At 68.2% G+C, this 17850-nt stretch carries 15 protein-coding genes, 1 pseudogene and 1 riboswitch; of the genes and pseudogenes, 9 read left to right on the top strand and 7 right to left on the bottom strand.

What is annotated here, in order from left to right; all coding sequences use genetic code 11:
- Positions 1-32: 32 nt before the first annotated feature.
- Positions 33-914 carry a signal recognition particle-docking protein FtsY gene (gene ftsY / locus QM019_RS11210; RefSeq protein ID WP_282853061.1) on the bottom strand — a complete coding sequence of 294 codons (882 nt, stop codon included), beginning with the start codon at positions 912-914 and terminating at the stop codon, positions 33-35.
- Between the two features lie 38 nt (positions 915-952).
- Between ftsY and QM019_RS11205 the strand changes: the two genes are divergently transcribed.
- Positions 953-1534, top strand: a complete 582-nt coding sequence (locus QM019_RS11205) for a histidine phosphatase family protein (protein ID WP_282853060.1) — start codon at positions 953-955, stop codon at positions 1532-1534.
- A 140-nt stretch (positions 1535-1674) separates the two neighbouring features.
- Positions 1675-2703 carry a TerC/Alx family metal homeostasis membrane protein gene (locus QM019_RS11200; protein WP_282853059.1) on the top strand — a complete coding sequence of 343 codons (1029 nt, stop codon included), beginning with the start codon at positions 1675-1677 and terminating at the stop codon, positions 2701-2703.
- 55 nt (positions 2704-2758) lie between these two features.
- Here QM019_RS11200 and QM019_RS11195 read toward each other — a convergent pair whose 3' ends face one another.
- The 5 genes from QM019_RS11195 to QM019_RS11175 form a co-directional block, all read right to left on the bottom strand.
- Positions 2759-3868, bottom strand: coding sequence for a bifunctional 2-methylcitrate synthase/citrate synthase (locus tag QM019_RS11195; RefSeq protein WP_282853057.1), 1110 nt, complete (start codon positions 3866-3868; stop codon positions 2759-2761).
- 26 nt (positions 3869-3894) lie between these two features.
- Positions 3895-4794: a methylisocitrate lyase gene (prpB, locus tag QM019_RS11190; RefSeq protein ID WP_282825727.1), complete on the bottom strand. Its 900-nt coding sequence runs from the start codon at positions 4792-4794 to the stop codon at positions 3895-3897.
- 9 nt (positions 4795-4803) lie between these two features.
- On the bottom strand, positions 4804-6339 hold the full coding sequence (locus QM019_RS11185; protein ID WP_282853056.1) for an MmgE/PrpD family protein: 1536 nt from the start codon (positions 6337-6339) through the stop codon (positions 4804-4806).
- Positions 6332-6970 carry a GntR family transcriptional regulator gene (locus QM019_RS11180; protein ID WP_345957341.1) on the bottom strand — a complete coding sequence of 213 codons (639 nt, stop codon included), beginning with the start codon at positions 6968-6970 and terminating at the stop codon, positions 6332-6334. Before QM019_RS11180 ends, QM019_RS11185 begins: the two co-directional genes overlap by 8 nt.
- A 108-nt stretch (positions 6971-7078) precedes the next feature.
- Positions 7079-7945, bottom strand: a complete 867-nt coding sequence (locus QM019_RS11175; protein WP_282853055.1) for a LuxR C-terminal-related transcriptional regulator — start codon at positions 7943-7945, stop codon at positions 7079-7081.
- A gap of 124 nt (positions 7946-8069) precedes the next feature.
- On the opposite strand from QM019_RS11175, the gene QM019_RS11170 reads away from it, so the two are divergent.
- Genes QM019_RS11170 through QM019_RS11160 form a run of 3 tightly spaced genes read left to right on the top strand, consistent with a single transcriptional unit; the run spans position 8070 to position 12114 of the window.
- Positions 8070-10109 carry an AMP-binding protein gene (locus tag QM019_RS11170; RefSeq protein ID WP_282853054.1) on the top strand — a complete coding sequence of 680 codons (2040 nt, stop codon included), beginning with the start codon at positions 8070-8072 and terminating at the stop codon, positions 10107-10109.
- A 56-nt stretch (positions 10110-10165) separates the two neighbouring features.
- A complete protein-coding gene (locus QM019_RS11165; RefSeq protein WP_282853062.1) occupies positions 10166-10486 on the top strand; it encodes a DUF485 domain-containing protein in 321 nt (106 codons plus the stop codon).
- Positions 10483-12114 carry a solute symporter family protein gene (locus QM019_RS11160; protein WP_282853053.1) on the top strand — a complete coding sequence of 544 codons (1632 nt, stop codon included), beginning with the start codon at positions 10483-10485 and terminating at the stop codon, positions 12112-12114. Before QM019_RS11165 ends, QM019_RS11160 begins: the two co-directional genes overlap by 4 nt.
- Before the next feature lie 113 nt (positions 12115-12227).
- Here the strand turns inward: QM019_RS11160 and QM019_RS11155 are convergent, their stop codons facing one another.
- A complete protein-coding gene (locus QM019_RS11155; protein WP_282853052.1) occupies positions 12228-14786 on the bottom strand; it encodes a DEAD/DEAH box helicase in 2559 nt (852 codons plus the stop codon).
- A 52-nt stretch (positions 14787-14838) separates the two neighbouring features.
- Between QM019_RS11155 and QM019_RS11150 the strand changes: the two genes are divergently transcribed.
- The 4 genes and pseudogenes from QM019_RS11150 to QM019_RS11135 form a co-directional block, all read left to right on the top strand.
- Positions 14839-15543, top strand: coding sequence for a hypothetical protein (locus QM019_RS11150; RefSeq protein ID WP_282853051.1), 705 nt, complete (start codon positions 14839-14841; stop codon positions 15541-15543).
- A gap of 79 nt (positions 15544-15622) precedes the next feature.
- Complete coding sequence (locus tag QM019_RS11145; protein WP_282853050.1) at positions 15623-16150, top strand: copper chaperone PCu(A)C; 528 nt, start codon at positions 15623-15625, stop codon at positions 16148-16150.
- A 2-nt stretch (positions 16151-16152) separates the two neighbouring features.
- Positions 16153-17376 carry a Dyp-type peroxidase gene (locus QM019_RS11140; RefSeq protein WP_282853049.1) on the top strand — a complete coding sequence of 408 codons (1224 nt, stop codon included), beginning with the start codon at positions 16153-16155 and terminating at the stop codon, positions 17374-17376.
- A 69-nt stretch (positions 17377-17445) separates the two neighbouring features.
- Positions 17446-17594, top strand: a riboswitch (FMN riboswitch).
- A gap of 106 nt (positions 17595-17700) precedes the next feature.
- Positions 17701-17850, top strand: a pseudogene (locus tag QM019_RS11135) (riboflavin biosynthesis protein RibD); the annotation flags it as partial.

Below are 17850 nucleotides of genomic sequence, written 5' to 3'. Positions count from 1 at the left end.
GCCCCCGCCGCTCGTTTCTGCGCTCGGTGACCCTACGCGTCGGCGAGCAGCTGTTCGGCGAAGACATGCGGAGTGAAACCGGTGAGGTCGTTGATGCCCTCGCCCGTGCCGATCAGCTTGATCGGCAGCCCGGTGCGCTCCTGCACAGCGAGCACGAATCCGCCCTTGGCCGAACCGTCGAGCTTCGTGATGACGAGGCCCGTCACACCGGCGTATTCAATGAAGGCCTCGGCCTGCTGCACGCCATTTTGGCCGGTCGTGGCGTCGAGCACGAGCAACACCTCGCTCACGGGTGTGAGCTTCTCGACGACGCGGTGCACCTTCTTAAGCTCGTCCATGAGGCCAGCTTTCGTCTGCAGGCGACCGGCAGTGTCGATGATCGCCATCTCGATGCCGTCGCGCATCGCGATCTCGACGGTCTGGTAGGCGACGGATGCCGGGTCTTGGCCGAACTGCTGCGGCCGCACGATGCGCACATCGGCGCGCATCGCCCACGTGTCGAGCTGCTCGACCGCCGCGGCGCGGAAGGTATCGGCCGCACCGACCACGACCGTGCGGTCGAAGTTGCGCAGGAAGCGCGCGAACTTGCCGATCGTCGTCGTCTTGCCGACACCGTTGACGCCGACCATGAGCGTGACGGCGGGCCGCGCCGAGAGGTTCAGCGTCGTGTCGAACTTCGAGAGGCGCTCCTCGATGACCTCGCTGAGCATGCGGCGAAGGTCGCGCGCATCCGTCGTCTGGTGGTGCGCGACCTGGGCGCGCAGCTCGTCGACAATCTCGTCGGTGATGTCGGGCCCGAAGTCAGCCGTGAGCAGCGCATCCTCGAGGTCTTCCCACGTGGATTCGTCGATCGTGCGTCGTGCGAACATGCCGCGCAGGGCGTTTCCGAGAGACCAGGGTTTGCGTTCCGCCATGGAGCCAAGCCTAGCCGGGCGGGCCGTACCTTAGAGGCATGCGAATTGGGCTGATCAGGCACGGCGAAACCGAGTGGAACCGAAAGGCCCTGTTCCAGGGCATGAGCGACATCCCGCTCAACGACACCGGCTACGACCAGGCGCGACGCACCGCAGTTCTGCTCGACGGGCAGCCGTGGAGCGCGCTGTTCTGCTCACCGCTGACGCGCACGACGCAGACCGCGACCGAGCTCGGCCGCATCACCGGGCTCGGCGAGCCCACCCCGCTGCCCGACGTCGTCGAGCGCAGCTTCGGCGACCTCGAGGGCGAGACCGTGTTCCTGCCCGACGGCACGCGGCGCCTCGCCGACCATCCGACCGTCGAGCCCGTCGCGGCGGTGCTTGCGCGCACCTACCGGGCCCTCGAGCACGTGACCGCGAGCTGCGCATCCGATGCCCTCATCGTCACGCACGGCACCGTCGTGCGGCTGCTGCTCAACGACCTACTCACGGTCGCCTCGCCCGCCATCAACAACCTCGCGCTCACCGTGCTCGAGACCGACCCGGCTGCGCGGCACGGCTTCCGCGTGCGACTCGCGAACGGGTACCCCGTGGCTGCGGAACTGACGCACAGCGTGTAACCTTGGGCGATGTTGAAGGGGAGTATTCCTCCTCAGCGTTCTCGTCATCACGGTGAAACACGGAGTTTCATCCGGGAACGTTGGTCGCAGTCGCGGCGGAAGAGACCTTCAGAACGTTCAACGAACCTTCTGGAGGCTTCATGAATCACGTCGATATTTGGATCTGGGCGATCAGCATTGCGGTCATCGTCGGGTTCTTCTTCTTTGACTTCTACTCGCACGTGCGCCACGCCCACGTGCCCTCGATGAAGGAAGCCGGCTTCTGGTCGATCTTCTACATCGTGCTCTCGTTCGGCTTCATGTTCCTCGTTGCCTGGCAATGGGACTGGGCGCACGCGGGTGACTTCATCACCGGTTACTTCACCGAGAAGGCGCTCAGCGTCGACAACCTCTTCGTGTTCCTGCTGATCATGATCAGCTTTCAGGTGCCGAAGATCGCCCAGCAGAAGGTGCTGCTACTCGGCATCGCGATCGCCCTCGTGCTGCGCACAATCTTCATCATCGCGGGTGCCTGGGTGCTCGAGGCCTGGGCCTGGGTGTTCTACTTATTCGGTGCATGGCTGCTCTACATCGGCGTCAAGCAGTTCATCGACTCGTTCGACGACTCCGACCCCGAGATGCCCGGCTGGGTGCGTCATGTGAAGCGCGTCATCCCCGCCTCGGAGCACTACAACGGCGACAAGTGGACCGTCGTCGAGAACGGCAAGAAGGTCTTCACGCCGCTCGTGCTCGTCATCGTGTCGCTCGGATTCACCGACCTGCTGTTCGCGCTCGACTCCATTCCCGCGATCTTCGGCATCACGCAGGAGCCGTACCTCGTCTTCATGGCGAACGCGCTCGCGCTGCTCGGCCTGCGCCAGCTCTACTTCCTGCTCGACGGCCTGCTCGCGCGCCTCAAGTACCTCGATCTGGGCCTCGCGTTCATCCTCACGTTCATCGGTGTGAAGCTCGTGTTCCACGCGCTGCACGTCAACGAGGTGCCGTTCATCAACGGCGGCGAGCCCGTCATGTGGGTGCCCGAAATTCCAACTTGGTTCTCGCTCGTCTACATCTTCGGCGTGCTGCTCATCGCGGTCATCGCGTCGCTCATCTACTCGAAGCTCAACCCGGAAGACGAGAACGACGCCGTCGAGGCCACCCCGGCCGCCGACGGAGTCGACACCAAATAACCCCCGGAACCTCAGGAAGGAGGCCCCCGCCGTGGCGGGGGCCTCCTTCTTGAGGTTAGAGGTGGCGTTCTTCTGGGCCGTTGTAGACCGAGAGGGGGCGGATGAGCGCGTTGCTCGCGTTTTGTTCGAGCACGTGCGCCGTCCAGCCCGTGACGCGGGCCGCGACGAATAGCGGCGTGAACGTCTGGGTGTCGAAGCCCATGAGGTGATACGTCGGCCCGGCCGGGTAGTCGAGGTTCGGGTAAATGCCCTTACGTTCAAGGAACTCCCCCGCGAGCGTACGGTAGAGCTCGAGCATGTCCTCACGCCCGTAGTACGCGATCATGCGTTCCATCGCCGCCTGCATCGTCGGCACGCGCGAGTCGCCGTGCTTGTAGACGCGGTGACCGAAGCCCATGATCTTGCGCTTATTTTCGAGCGCGTCGTCGAGCCACGGCACGACGTTCTCGGCCGAACCGATCTCCTCGAACGCGTGCATCACGGCCTCGTTCGCACCGCCGTGCAGCGCGCCCTTGAGCGCGCCGATGGCGCCAGTGACCGCGCTGTAGAGGTCGGCCGTCGTCGACGCGATCACCCGAGCCGTGAACGTCGAGGCGTTGAACGAGTGCTCCGCGTAGAGCACCATCGACACGCGGAATGCGTCGACCACCTCGGGCGCGGCTTCCTCACCGAAGGCCATCCAGAGGAAGTTCTGCGCGTAGTCGAGGTCATCTCGCGGCTCGACGAGCGCCTCGCCGCGGCGGCGCCGCTGGTCGTACGCGACGACCGCGGGCAGCGCCGCGAACAGCCGCTTCGACTTGAGCAGGTTCGCGGCCTCGGAGTTGTCTTCGGTCGTCTCGTCGAGCGCCCCGAACACCGACACCGCCGTGCGCACGACATCCATCGGATGCGACGTCACGGGCAGATCGTCGATGAGCTGCTGGACTCGCTCGGGGAGCGCGCGGTTCGCGCGCTCAAAGGCGGTGAACTCGGCCAGCGCATCCGCGGTCGGCAGCTCGCCGTGCCAGAGCAGCAGCGCGACCTCCTCGAACGCGCAGCGCTCGGCCAACTCCTGCACCGGATACCCGCGATAGAGCAGCGAATTCGTCTCGGCATTCACCTTCGAGATGGCGGTGTAGTCGACCGGTACACCGGCGAGACCCTTGTAAATTTCCTTGGCTTCCATAGCTCGCTCCTTTGCGGCGTTCGGGGCTACCGCTCGACGCGGAAGTTAAAGATCGACGTATCGAAGTGGTTGTACGCCTCGTAATCGATGAGCTCGTACAACTCCGCACGGTGCTGCATCTCTCCCAGCTTCCCGCGCAGATGTCCGGTTTGCCTGAGTTCGTCGAGCGCACGCTCGGTCGCGCCCATCGAGATGCGCAGCATCGACACGGGCCAGATCACGAGGTTCATGCCGACGTCGCGCAGTTCGTCGACCGAGAACAGCTCGCTCTTGCCGAACTCGGTCATGTTCGCGAGCAGGGGCACGTCGACAGCCGCGCGCATCGCCGCGAACTCCTCGAGCGTGCGCATTGCCTCGGGGAAGATCGCGTCAGCACCGGCATCAACGAGCGCCTTCGCGCGGTCGAGGGCCGCGTCGAGCCCCTCGGCGGCGCGGATGTCGGTGCGCGCCATGACGAGGAAGTTCGGGTCGCGGCGCGCGTCGACCGCGGCGCGGATGCGCTTGATCGCGGTGTCGTCGTCGACGACCTGCTTGCCGTCGAGGTGTCCGCACCGCTTCGGGTTGATTTGGTCCTCGATGTGGGCGCCGGCGAGCCCCGCGTCCTCGAGCTCCTGGATGCTGCGCGCCACGTTCATCGGCTCGCCGAAACCCGTGTCGGCATCGATGATCGTTGGCAGCTCGGTCATGCGGGCGATCTGCTTGCCCCGCCCCGCGACCTCGCTCAGGGTCGTGAGGCCGATATCGGGCAGCCCAAGATCGGCCGCGAGCACGGCGCCCGACACGTAGACGCCGTCGAATCCCTTGCGCTCAATGAGCCGCGCCGAGAGCGGGTTGAAGGCGCCGGGGAACTGCAGCAGCTCGCCCGAGGCGAGCCGCTCGCGAAACGCCGCGCGCTTGTCGGCGGGCGAGGTGGATGCGTAGAGCACGTCGGCCTCCTAGAAGATGGCTGTGTCGGGCGGGGTGACGAGCTTGCCCGGCGCCGCCACGATCGTGAGGAGACCGAGTTCATCCGCCCCGAGCTCGGGCAGGCGCTGCGCGACGTCGAGGAAGCGCTCGATCTCGCTCGCCTCGAGCACGTCGGCGGCGAGCGTGCGGAACTTCTGCGCGTATTGTTCCCGGGCGAACGGCCGGGCGCCGAGCGGATGCGCGTCGGCGACCGCGATCTCGTCGCGAATCTCGGTGCCGTCAGCGAGGCGAATTACGACCGCGCCGCCGAAGGCCTTCTCGCTGATGTCGAGTGAGTGATAGCGACGGGTCCACTCCGGGTCCTCAACCGTAGTGACCTTCTGCCACAGTTCGACGGTGTCGGGACGCGCCGCACGCTCGGGCGAGTACGAGTCGACGTGGTGCCACGTGCCGTCCTGCAGCGCCACCGTGAAGATGAACGGAATCGAGTGGTCGAGCGTCTCGCGCGACGCCGTCGGGTCGTACTTTTGCGGGTCGTTCGCGCCCGAGCCGATGACGTAGTGCGTGTGGTGTGAGGTCTCGATGCGCACTGACTCGATGCGCTCGGGGTGCTCGACGAGCTCGGGATGCGCGTGGTGCAGCTTGCGCGCAAGATCGATCCAGGCCTGCGCCTGGTACTCGGCCGAGTGCTCCTTCGTGTAGGTGTCGAGGATCGCGCGCTTCGCCTCGCCCGCCTCGGGCAGTGGCACGGTGTAGCGCCCCTCCGGGCCGTCGAGCAGCCACGCGACGACACCATCCTCGCCCTCGTAGATCGGCGTCGGGCTCGTCTGGCCGCGCATCGCGCGATCGACCGACTCAACCGCCATCTTGCCGGCGAACGCGGGCGCGTGCGCCTTCCAGGTCGAGATCTCGCCCTTGCGCGACTGCCGCGTCGCGGTGGTCGTGTGCAGCGCCTGGCCGACGGCCTGGAAGATCGTCTCGGCGTCGAGGCCGAGCAGGGTGCCGATGCCGGCCGCGGCCGACGGGCCGAGGTGGGCGACGTGGTCGATCTTGTGCTTGTGCAGCGAGATGCCCTTCACGAGGTCGACCTGCACCTCGTAGCCGGTGGCGATGCCGCGCACGAGGTCGCGCCCGGTCAGGCCGCGGTCCGCCGCGAGGTGCTGCGCCACCGCAAGAATCGGCGGAATGTTGTCGCCCGGGTGCGAGTACTCGGCCGCGAGGAAGGTGTCGTGGAAGTCGAGCTCGCGCACGGCGACGCCGTTCGCCCAGGCGGCCCACTCGGGGCTCGTGCGTTCGCCCGCGTCGAGGCCGAACACGGTCGCACCCTCGCCGTGACGTGAGACGGGATGCGCGGTCGCCTGCCCGCGCGCGGCGACGATCGGCGCGCGGTTAAGCGAGGCGGCGGCGACCGAGGCGTTGTCGATGACGCGGTTGATCACCATGTCGGTGACCTCCTCGCTCACTTCGACGGGGTCGGCGGCGACTTCGGCGAGCTTCCACGCGAGCTGGTCTTCGCGGGCGAGGTTCTCTTCGGATCGGTGGACGCGAACTTCGTGGTTACGCACTGGTGTCCTTTCGGTCGGTGCTGCGCGCGAGGGCGCTGTTGAGGCTTCGGTGCAGGTGGACGTGGGTCGCGTGCGCGGCGAGCTGCGCATCGCGCGCGAGAATCGCGTCGACGACGAGCAGGTGCTCGGCGGCGGCTTCGCGGAGGCGGTTCGGGTCGTGGCTCGCGAGGCGACGGATGCGCGCGGAGTGGAGCCGTGCGCTCGCGAGCGCCGAGGCGAGATAGGGGTTGTCGAGGCCGTCGGCGATCGCTTCGTCGAGCGCGTCGACGACCTCGAAGTACGGCGCGATGCCGGACTCCCCCGCGTCGAGCAGCCGCGGCGCCGCCTCGATGCGGGCGCGCAGCTCGGTGAACACGGCAGCATTGCCCCGCTCGGCCGCGAGCGCGGCGGCGCTCGTCTCGAGTACGCGGCGCAGTTCGTAGAGTGTGCGGATGCGCGCTTCACTCAGCTCGGCGACGACGAGGACGCGCGGCGAGAGCGCCTGCACGAGTCCGTCGGAGGTGAGCCGGTTGAGCGCCTCGCGTACGGGGGTGCGGCTCACGCCGAGGCGCTTGCCCTGTTCGACCTCGGCGAGCTGGGTGCCGGGCTCGAGCACGCCGTCGAGGATCTCCTCGCGAAGCGTTGCATACACGCGTTCACTCGCTCGCATCGCAACCCCCTCACTCCGTTTATGTATACATTAATCGCTATTTCCGGAAGTTCACCACATGATTTCTTAGACTGTGCATGCACTAGTGGATTACGGCAACAGCCCAGCCCGCCGCGCCGCGGTGACGGCGGCTGAGCGCGAGGGCTGCCCGAGCTTCTGCATTACCGAGCCCAGATAGCTCTTCACCGTCGACTGCGTGAGCCCGAGGGCCTCGGCGATCGAGGCGTTGCGCCAACCGAGCGCGACGTAGCCGAGCACATCGAGTTCGCGCGGCGAGAGCGTTGGGCGGTCGGCGGAGTCGGCCCCGAATTCGGGGTGAGCGATGCCGAGCAGCTGGTGTTCGAGTGCCTCGAGCCGGTGTCGCAGCTGTGCATCGGTGACGTCGGCGCTAATCGCGCGCAGCTCGGCGTAGCTTTCCCGCAGTTGTTCGAGCTGCGCGATCGGCAGCGGGATGGGCTTGGTTTCGGCGGCGCGCGCAAGTTCGGCTTGCTCGCGGGCCCGTCGCACCGCATCTCGCGCCGCAAGCTTGCGCCGCAGCTCGGCCGCCGCTCGCTCAGCCGGCACGATCGAGACGTCGCCGACCGGCGCATCCGCCCGTTGCCCGCCGTAGAGCACGGCCCGCATCGCGCCGTCAACCTCGACGGGCACCGCGAGCAACGAGCGCACGCCCTCGCCGAGCACTGCACGGTCGTAGTCGTGCGTGATCGAGCGCGACTTGCCGTAATGCGTCGTGAGCTGCGGCCGGCGTTCGGCGATGACGCGGCCGCCGAGGCCGCGTTCGGTGCGCACGTGCAGCCCGGCCATGGTGCCCGTGAGCTGGCCGCGCAGTGCCGTCACCTGCACCCCGTCTTCGCTCGCAATGCCCCCAAAGACCAGCGAGAGGCCACTTCTGCGTTGAAATTCCTCGAGGGCCTGTTCGAGGAGTTCGTATTCGGAGACAACACTGCGCCGTTGCATGTTCATCGTTCGTTACCAACTTTCGGAGGTAGTGGGCAGCGTACCGAATGCCTAGTTTGATGTCGACGTTGCGCACCGATGCGCATACATATTTCGCAATGACGCGAATCGTCAGGAGTTCTGGATGACCAATCCCCCTATTCCGACCGCGCCGGCAACCCCGGCCAACGGAAACCAAGCAGCCGAAACCCCCGGAGCGGCCCGCGCCACTTGGCAGCGCAGCATCGACGACCCGAACCAATTTTGGCTCGAGGCCGCACAGCTGCTCGACTGGCAGACTCCGCCCACCGTCGCCCTCGAGCAGCCGAGCGATGACGAATGGACCTGGTTTCCCGACGGCAGCCTGAACGCGAGCGTGAACGCCCTCGACCGGCACGTCGCGGCCGGTCACGGTGACCGCACGGCCGTCATCTACGACTCGGCGATGACCGGCAGCCAACGCTCGCTCACCTACGCCGAACTGCTCGAGCGCACCGCGAAGTTCGCGGGCGTGCTGCGCGACCACGGCGTCACCGCAGGCGATCGCGTGCTCATCTACCTGCCGATGATTCCCGAGGCGATCGTCGCGATGCTCGCCTGCGCCCGCCTCGGCGCCGTGCATTCGGTCGTGTTCGGCGGCTTCGCGGCGCCCGAGCTCGCGCTGCGCATCGCGGATGCGCAGCCGAAGCTGCTCGTGACGACGAACGGTGGCTTCGAGCCGGGCCGCACGATCGAGTACCTGCCGATCGTCGAGCGCGCGCTCGAGCTCGCCGGCGACTCGGTCGAGGCGGTCATCGTCACCCGCCGCCCGAGCGTGCCCGGTTCGGCCTCCGACTACGACGGTGGAGCCGTGCGCTACCTCGACTGGGTCGAGGCCGAGACTGCCGCCGAGCCCGCCGAGCCCGTATTCGTGCCGTCGGCGCATCCCTCCTACATTCTCTACACCTCCGGCACCACCGGCACGCCGAAGGGCGTCGTGCGGGACACCGGCGGCCACGCCGTCGCGCTCGCGCGCTCGATGGGCGCGATCTACGACATCGGCCCGGGCGACGTGTTCTGGTGCGCCTCCGACGTCGGCTGGGTCGTCGGGCACAGCTACATCGTCTACGCTCCGCTGCTCGTCGGCGCGACAACCGTGCTCTACGAGGGCAAGCCCGTCGGCACGCCCGACGCCAGCGCGTTCTTCCGCGTCGTCGAGCAGTACGGCGTCAAGGCGCTCTTCACGGCGCCGACCGCCGTGCGCGCGATCCGCCGCGAGGATCCGCAACTCACGGGTGCCGCACGCCACGACCTCACGAGCCTCGAGGCGCTCTTCCTCGCCGGCGAGCGCCTCGACCCCGAGACCTACCACTGGGCGAACGACGGGCTCGACTGCCCGGTCATTGACCACTGGTGGCAGACCGAAACAGGCTGGGCGATCTGCGCGAACCCGCGAGGCACCGAGCTCCTCCCGGCAAAGCCCGGCTCGACCGCGCTGCCGAGCCCCGGCGTGCAGCTGCGGGTGCTTGACGGGCAGGGCCACGAGATCGATCGCCCCGGCGTCGAGGGCAACATCGCGCTGCGCCTGCCGCTGCCGCCGGGCTATCTGCGCGGCGTGTGGGGCAACCCCGAGCGGATGCGCACCTCGTACCTCGACGCGTTCCCCGGCTACTACGCGACCGGCGACTCGGGCTATGTCGACGACGACGGCTACGTCTTCATCATGGGCCGCACCGACGACGTCATCAACGTCGCCGGGCACCGGCTCTCGACCGGCTCGCTCGAGGAGGTGCTCGCGCGCCACGAGGCGGTCGCCGAGGCCGCCGTCGTCGGCGTCACCGACACGCTCAAGGGCCAGCGCGCGTACGGCCTCGTCACACTGAAGCACGGCACAAACATCGACCCGGATGCGCTCCGCCGCGAGCTCGTTGCGCTCGTGCGCGAGCACATCGGCCCCGTCGCCGCGTTCCGCGAGGTCGCCGTCGTGCCGCGCTTGCCGAAGACCCGCTCGGGCAAGGTGCTGCGCAAGACCATCCGGCAGATTCTCGATGGCGAGGCCGAGATCCGCGTGCCCGCGACGATCGAGGATGCGAGCGTGCTCGACGACGTGCGCGCCCTCGGCCTTGCCGACCCGTCCGGCGCCGCCACCGACATGTTTACCACACCAATCGAAGTCGTTCGCAACGAGGCGGACGACGACAACTAGGAGGATCAGTGTCCCATCCAGAATCGGCAACACCATCGCCGGTCGACTACGTCGCCATGCAAGCGTCCGAAAAATTCCAGGGGCACCGGCGGAGGCAGCGCTCCTTCGTCTTCCCCATGACGATCTTCTTTCTCGTGTGGTACTTCGTCTACGTGCTGCTCGGCGCCTACGCGCACGACTTCATGGCGACGCCCGTGTTCGGCAACATCAACGTCGGCTTGATCCTCGGTCTACTGCAGTTCGTCACGACCTTCACGATCACGACGCTCTACGTCCGCTTCGCGAACCGCAAGCTCGACCCGGTCGCAGAGGACCTCCGAGGCGAGCTCGAAGACATTGAGGTTGGCGCCGGCACCATCGAAGGGAACGCCCGATGAATGAGTTCTTCAGCAACGTCGGCACCGTGCTCGCCGACACCGTGACCACCGTCGAAAACAACCCGGTGCTCAACATCTCGATCTTCGTCGTGTTCGTGGGCATCACTTTGTTCATCGTGATCCGCGCGAGCCGCAACTCCCGCTCGGCGGCCGACTTCTACGCCGGCGGCCGCTCGTTCTCGGGTACCCAGAATGGCTTCGCAATCTCGGGCGACTACCTCTCGGCCGCGTCGTTCCTCGGCATTGTCGGCGCCATCGCTATCAACGGCTATGACGGCTTCCTCTACTCGATCGGCTTCCTCGTCGCGTGGCTCGTCGCGCTGCTACTCGTCGCTGAGCTCATGCGTAACACCGGCAAGTTCACGATGGCCGACGTGCTCTCGTTCCGACTCAAGCAGCGTCCTGTGCGCATGGCGGCGGCGATCACGACGCTCGCCGTGACACTGTTCTACCTGCTCGCACAGATGGCCGGCGCGGGCGGTCTCGTCTCGCTGCTGCTCGGCATCGACGACAGGCTCGGCCAGAGCATCGTCGTCGCCGTTGTCGGCGTGCTCATGATCGTCTACGTGCTCATCGGTGGCATGAAGGGCACCACCTGGGTGCAGATCATCAAGGCATGGCTGCTCATCGGCGCCGCATTCGCGATGACGATCTGGGTGCTCGTGCTCAACGGCTTCAACCTCAGCGCCGTGTTAGACCGCGCCATCGAGGCATCATCGAATGGCGCCGCGATCCTCGCGCCGGGCCTCCAGTACGGCACCAACCCGCTCGACTTCCTCTCACTCGGCATGGCCCTCGTGCTCGGCACGGCAGGCCTGCCGCACGTGCTCATGCGCTTCTACACGGTGCCCACCGCGAAGGAGGCCCGCAAGTCGGTTGTCTGGGCCATCTGGCTCATCGGCGCGTTCTACGTCTTCACGCTCGTGCTCGGCTACGGTGCCGCGGCGCTCGTCGGCCCTGAGACCATCGCGGCCGCGCCCGGCAAGGTGAACTCGGCGGCCCCGCTGCTCGCGCTCGAGCTCGGCGGGCCGATCCTGCTTGGCGTCGTCTCGGCGATCGCATTCGCGACCATCCTCGCGGTTGTCGCGGGCCTCGCCATCACGGCCGCCGCATCCTTCGCCCACGACATCTACGGCAACGTCATCAAACGCGGCAAGGCCGCACCCGAAGACGAGGTGCGCGTCGGCAAGGTCACCGTGGTGGTGCTCGGCATCGTCGCGATCGCCGGCGGCATCGGCGTGCAGGGGCAGAACATCGCGTTCCTCGTCGCCCTCGCCTTCGCGGTCGCCGCGTCGGCAAACCTGCCGACGATCTTCTACTCGCTCTACTGGAAAGGCTTCACCACCCGCGGCGCGGTGTGGAGCATGTACGGCGGCCTCATCTCGGCGCTCGTGCTCATCACGTTCTCGCACGTCGTCTCGGGCTCCGAGACCTCGCTGCTCGGCGCGGGCGTCGACTTCGCGTGGTTCCCGCTGTCGAACCCTGGCATCATCTCAATTCCGCTCGGCTTCTTCCTCGGCTGGCTCGGCTCGGTCACCTCGCGGCAGCGGGAGGACCCTCGCCTTGCGGCCGAGATGGAGGTACGCGCCCTCACCGGCCACGGCGCTGAGCCGCCCGTGCACCACTAGCTAGCCGGCTTGCTTCGGCAAGCGGCCCGAACGCCGAGCGGCCCCCGCGTTTGCGGGGGCCGCTCGGCGTTCGCAGCAGGTTCGGATGCCCTGCCGCGGCTCCGCGAACAGGCTCACAGCTCGACCACCTCGGTTAGGCGCACGATGGCCTCGCCTTCCTCCGCGGATGCGGTGAGGTCGACCTCGGCTCGGATGCGCCAGTCGTGATGGTGTTCCGGGTCGTCGATCGTCTGCTCGACGAGCCAGATGCCCTCGCGCTCGCGGCTCGTGTCGATGCGGCACAGCTGCGGCGAGCGTGCGGCGCCGTCAATATTGATGTCGTCGTACGTGGCGTAATAGTCGTCGAGGATCTCGGGCCAGCCGAGCTCAGGGTCGAGCTTCTCGAGTTCGTCGTCGCGTTCGAGGGCGGCGAGCTGCACGCGCCGCCAGAGCTCGTTGCGCACGAGCACGGTGAACGCGCGGCGGTTCGTGACCACGCTCGGGGGCGACGGCGGCAGCACCGGCTGGCCCTGCGCATCCGTCGGCGCCACGAGCTCGGCCCACTCGTCGACGAGGCTCGAATCGACCTGGCGAATCAGCTCGCCGAGCCACTCAATGATCGATTCGAGTTCGTCGGTAAGGCGATCCGACGGCACCGAGTGCTGCAGCGTGCGGTAGGCGTCGCTGAGGTAGCGCAGCACGACGCCCTCGGCGCGGGCGAGGTCGTAGTAGCCGGTGAACTCAGCGAAGCTCATCGCCCGCTCGTACATGTCGCGCACGACGGTCTTCGGGGCGAGGTCGAAGTCGCGGGCCCACGGCTGCCCCTCGGCGAACTGCTCGTAGCTCTGCTCGAGCAGCTCCTCGAGCGGCTTCGGCCAGCTGATCTCCTCGACCCGCTCCATCCGCTCGTTGTAGTCGAGCCCATCGGCTTTCATCGCGGCGATCGCCTCGCCGCGGGCCTTGCGCTGCTGCGCCATGAGAATCGGGCGTGGGTCGTCGAGGATCGACTCGACGACGCTGACGACGTCGAGCGCGTAGTGGCCGCTGCCGACCTCGTCGGTCTTGCTGTCGGTCTCGACGGTCGGGTCGAGCACGTCAAGCACCGCGATCGCGAACGGCGACAGCGGCTGGTTCAGCGCAAAGTTCGGCTGCAGATCGACGGTGAGGTGAAGGCTCGGGCGCGAGGTGCCGGGCGCCGGCTCGAGGTAATCGACCTCGATGATGCCCGCGTCAAGCAGGGTGCGGCCGAGCGCGAGGGCTCGCCGCGCGAGCTCGAACTGCCGCGAGCGCGACTCGTGATTGTCGAAGCAGAGCCGACGCACGTTCGCGAACACGTCACCGCCGCGGGCGACGACGTTGATGAGCATCGAGGAGGTCATTTCCATGTGGCTCGAGAGCTTCTCGGGCTCGGCGGCGACGATCTTCTCGAAGGTCTTGTCGGTGTAGTTGACGAAGCCCTGCGGCGGCTGGCGGCGCGTGACTTTTCGCTGCTTCTTCGGGTCGCCGGCGGCCTTTGACATCGCGTGCTCGTACTCGACGACGTGGTCGGGGGCCTGCACGATAACGGTGCCGTGGTCGTCGAAACCGGCGCGGCCTGCGCGGCCTGCGATCTGGTGGAATTCGCGCGCCGAGAGATGGCGCTGCTTCGTGCCGTCGAACTTCGTGAGCGAGGTGATGAGCACCGAGCGGATCGGCACGTTGATGCCGACGCCGAGGGTGTCGGTGCCGCAGATAACGCGGAGCAGACCGCGCTGCGCGAGCACCTCGACGAGGCGCCGGTAGCGCGGCAGCATGCCGGCGTGGTGCACGCCGATGCCCTGCCGCAGCCAGCCCGAGAGCTTGCGGCCAAACGCGGTCGTGAACTTGAACCCGCCCATCGCGGCGATAATCTCGTCGCGTTGCTCGCGCGAGGCGACGCGGATGCTCGAGAGCGCCTGGGCACGGTCGACCGCCTCCTTCTGCGAGAAGTGCACGACGTAGATCGGCGCCTCGTGCTCCTCGAGCAGGCGCTCGACGGTCTCGTGCACGGGCGTGAGCACGTATTCGTAGCTCAGCGGCACGGGTCGCGTCGCGCCGGCGACGAGCTCGGTGGGGCGGCCCGTGCGGCGGGTGAGGTCTTCGCGCAGGGCGTCGGTGTCGCCGAGCGTCGCCGACATGAGCAGAAACTGCACCCGCGGCAGGAGCAGCAGCGGCACCTGCCACGCCCAGCCGCGCTGGTGGTCGCCGTAGTAGTGGAATTCGTCCATCACGACCTGGTCGACGTCGGCGCCTTCGCCGTCACGGAGGGCCTTGTTCGCGAGGATCTCGGCGGTCGCGCAGATGATCGGTGCGTCGGGGTTCACCGAGCTGTCGCCGGTGACCATGCCGACGCGCTCGGCGCCGAAGATCTCGACGAGGGCGAAGAACTTTTCGCTCACGAGCGCCTTGATCGGCGCCGTGTAGTAGCTGCGCTTGCCCTCCGCGAGTGCGATCGCGTGCGCCGCGATGGCGACGAGCGACTTGCCGGTGCCGGTTGGGGTCGCGAGCACGACGTTCGCGCCCGAGACGAGGTGCACGATCGCTTCGTCCTGGGCGTCATAGAGGTCGATTGCACGCCCGCTCGTCCACTCGAGAATCGCGTCGTAGACGTGGTCGGGGTCGTAGGGTGCCCCCGGGTCAGCGAGGGTCGGGATGAGCTCGGGCAGGGTAGGCATCCCCTCGATCATCCCACGCGCCCCCGACGCGGTTACGACGTATCGTAGGGCTGTGAGTTTGCTGCGCCTCGAGAACGTGCCCGCGCCGGGCGCCGACTCGCGTGCGCGCGCCGCCATCCGCCGTCGCCGGCTTCGCCTCGCGCTCGTCACGGCGTCCTTCTCTACCTTCGTGGCGCTCACCTCGCACCTCATCGCGGGCGGCGAGTTGCCAACCCTTGCGGGCATCCTCGTGCCGCTCGGCCTCGCCTACGTGTTTTCGCTCTGGCTCACCCCGATTCGCTCGAGCTGGTTGCGGCTCGGGCTCTCGGTCGCGCTGAGCCAGTTCGCGTTCCACGCGATCTTCACGCTCGGCGCTCCCTCGGCGCTCGGGGGCGGGGCGCACGCGCACCACCACGCGTCGAACTCCGAGATGGCGAGCGCGATCGCCGCGCACACGGGCTCCGCCTCGGCGTCGGTGCACCTCGGCCACGACACCCCGTTCATGTGGGCGATGCACGGGGTCGCCGCGCTCGCGACGACGCTCGTACTGTTCTTCGGCGAGGCGATCCTGCGCCGGCTCTCGCGTGTGCGCGACGCGCTCGGTGAATTCTTTGCCTTCGTACTCGTGCTCGTGCGGGCCCTCACGCCGCGCCCGAGCGCGGCACCGGCGACCCTGTCGCTGCCGTGGGTGCCGCGGCTCGCGGCTCGCGCTGTGGCGTCGGCACCGCGACGAGGGCCGCCGTCGCGCGATTTCCTCGCGCACTGCACCTTGGCGTAGCTCCCCCGGCAGACGGGGTGCTCGCTGTGCGCGACGACCCCGGCGCTGCCGCATCGCTTACGCACTCAGGAGCATCCCTATGTCTATTTTCCGTACCACCACCACGACCATCCGCCCCCTCACCGCGCTCGCCGCGGCGGGCCTGATCGCCCTGACCCTCGCCGGCTGCAGCCAGGCCGAGGCCGGCGCCACCGACGCGGCCCTCACCGTCACCGACCCGTGGGTGAAGGCGACCGACACCGACATGACCGGCGTGTTCGCGTCGATCAAAAACACGTCGGGCCACGATGTCGTCATCGAGTCGGCCACCGTCGAGGGCGCCTCGATGACCGAGCTGCACGAGACGATCGTGCAGTCGGATGGCTCGAGCCTCATGCAAGAAATCGAGGGCGGCTTCGCGATCGCCGACGGCGAGACGCTCGAGCTGCAGCCGGGCGGCAACCACATCATGCCGATGGACCTCGACTCGGCGATCGAGCCCGGTGACGAGGTCGCGGTGACGCTGACCCTCGACGACGGCACCGAGGTCGACTTCACCGCGACGGCGAAGGAGTACACCGGCGCCGAGGAAAGCTACGCGCCCGAGTCCGGGCACGAGGGGCACTAGCCGTGGCCGCCGTTCGGGGGCCGCGGCGCCGCGACGTGCTCGTCGGCGCCGCGGCCGTCGGAGTCGGTGCGGCCGCGGGCGTGGCCGGGGTGCGCCTGACCGAGCGTCTCACCGAGGCCGCGCCGCTCGGCCAGCAGCGCCGCGAGGCGAACGACGCATCCCTGCCGCCGGGCCTCGGCGTCGAGTCGGCGCACGCCGTGTTCCTCGGCCTCGACCTCGCACCGGGGCTCGAGCGCGACCGCATCGCGAGCCTGCTGCGGCTCCTCCACGACGACGCGGCGCGCCTCACCCGGGGCACCGCGCCGATCGGCGACCAGGAGCCCGAGCTCGCCGAGCAGCCCGCGAACCTCGCGGTGACGTTCGGCTTCGGGCCGGGCCTCGTCGAGCGGGTGAATCCCGCCGCGCGGCCCGAGTGGCTCGCCCAGCTGCCGGCCTTTTCGATCGACGCGCTCGAGGACCACTGGAGCGAGGGTGACCTGCTGCTGCTCGTGACCGGCGACGACCCGCTCGCCGTCGCGCACGCGCAGCGCATGCTGCTCAAGGATGCGCGGGTGTACACGACAATTCGCTGGCAGCAGCACGGGTTTCGCAACGCCCACGGCGTCGCGAAACCCGCCACGACGCAGCGCAACTTGTTCGGGCAGCTCGACGGCACCTCGAACCCGACCCCGGGCACCGCCGAGTTCGAGACGGTCGTGCGCATCACCGAACCCGGGTGGCTGCAGGGCGGCACGAGCCTCGTGCTACGCCGCATCGAGATGAACCTCGAGACGTGGGACGAGGTCGACCGGCCCGGCCGCGAGGCCTCGGTGGGGCGCCGTCTCGACACGGGCGCGCCGCTCACCGGCACGCACGAACACGACGAGCCCGACTTTGAGGCGGTCACCCCGCAGGGCTTCACCGTGATCAACGCGGCGAGCCACGTGCGGCGCTCGCGCCCCGACGACCCGAGCCAGCGCATCTTCCGCCAGCCCTACAACTACGACCTCCCCGTCTCCCCCGCGGCGGGCGAGGACGCGGTGGGCGGCCGGGGTGCGCAGGTCTCGAACTCGGGGCTGCTGTTCGCGTCGTTCCAGGCGAATCCGACGCTGCAGTACGTGCCGATTCAGCAGCGCCTCGCGGACGCCGACCTGCTCAACACGTGGACGACGCCGATCGGCTCGGCGGTGTTCGCGATCCCGCCGGCGACCGGGGAATTCCCTGGGCAGGCGCTGTTCGACGCGTAGCGCGCGTGGCGAAATGTGACGACGGTGATCTTGTGGCACAGGGTGCGGGTGCGTATGGTTACCGCCAGCAACATGCTCCGGGGTCGGTGTAAGTCCGAACCGGCGGTGATAGCCCGCGACCGCAGCCTGTGCCTGACGCCTCGGCGTCGTGTACGAGCCGCGCTGATCTGGTGGAATTCCAGAGCCGACAGTCAAAGTCTGGATGGGAGGTGCATGGCTGCCGAGGTTTCCTCGGCAGTGGCGTGATTGCGTGCACGCGTCTCGTTTCCCCGGTGGTGTTCCACACCGGAAGGAAACGCAGTGCAACTCACCCCCGTCGACGCGATGCGGCGCGCCATCGAGCTCGCCGCCCGCGGTCCCGAGCTCGGCCCGAACCCGCGCGTCGGCTCCGTGCTGCTCGCCGCCGGCCCGGCGTCGGCGCCGCGCGAGGTGCTCGGCGAGGGCTGGCATCGCGGCGCGGGCACGGCCCACGCC

The organism is Gulosibacter sediminis (genome assembly GCF_030011715.1).
In the GTDB taxonomy this organism is placed as follows: domain Bacteria; phylum Actinomycetota; class Actinomycetes; order Actinomycetales; family Microbacteriaceae; genus Gulosibacter; species Gulosibacter sediminis.
Note: the sequence above shows the minus strand (reverse complement) of the source record. Positions and strands in the feature narration are given on the sequence as shown.

Excerpts from the sequence above, each read along its gene's own strand:
- ftsY (WP_282853061.1), bottom strand. The coding sequence starts at position 914 with ATGGCGGAACGCAAACCCTGGTCTCTCGGAAACGCCCTGCGCGGCATG.
- QM019_RS11205 (WP_282853060.1), top strand. The coding sequence starts at position 953 with ATGCGAATTGGGCTGATCAGGCACGGCGAAACCGAGTGGAACCGAAAG.
- QM019_RS11175 (WP_282853055.1), bottom strand. The coding sequence starts at position 7,945 with ATGCAACGGCGCAGTGTTGTCTCCGAATACGAACTCCTCGAACAGGCC.
- QM019_RS11200 (WP_282853059.1), top strand. The coding sequence starts at position 1,675 with ATGAATCACGTCGATATTTGGATCTGGGCGATCAGCATTGCGGTCATC.
- QM019_RS11195 (WP_282853057.1), bottom strand. The coding sequence starts at position 3,868 with ATGGAAGCCAAGGAAATTTACAAGGGTCTCGCCGGTGTACCGGTCGAC.
- QM019_RS11145 (WP_282853050.1), top strand. The coding sequence starts at position 15,623 with ATGTCTATTTTCCGTACCACCACCACGACCATCCGCCCCCTCACCGCG.
- QM019_RS11160 (WP_282853053.1), top strand. The coding sequence starts at position 10,483 with ATGAATGAGTTCTTCAGCAACGTCGGCACCGTGCTCGCCGACACCGTG.
- QM019_RS11165 (WP_282853062.1), top strand. The coding sequence starts at position 10,166 with ATGCAAGCGTCCGAAAAATTCCAGGGGCACCGGCGGAGGCAGCGCTCC.
- QM019_RS11155 (WP_282853052.1), bottom strand. The coding sequence starts at position 14,786 with ATGCCTACCCTGCCCGAGCTCATCCCGACCCTCGCTGACCCGGGGGCA.
- QM019_RS11170 (WP_282853054.1), top strand. The coding sequence starts at position 8,070 with ATGACCAATCCCCCTATTCCGACCGCGCCGGCAACCCCGGCCAACGGA.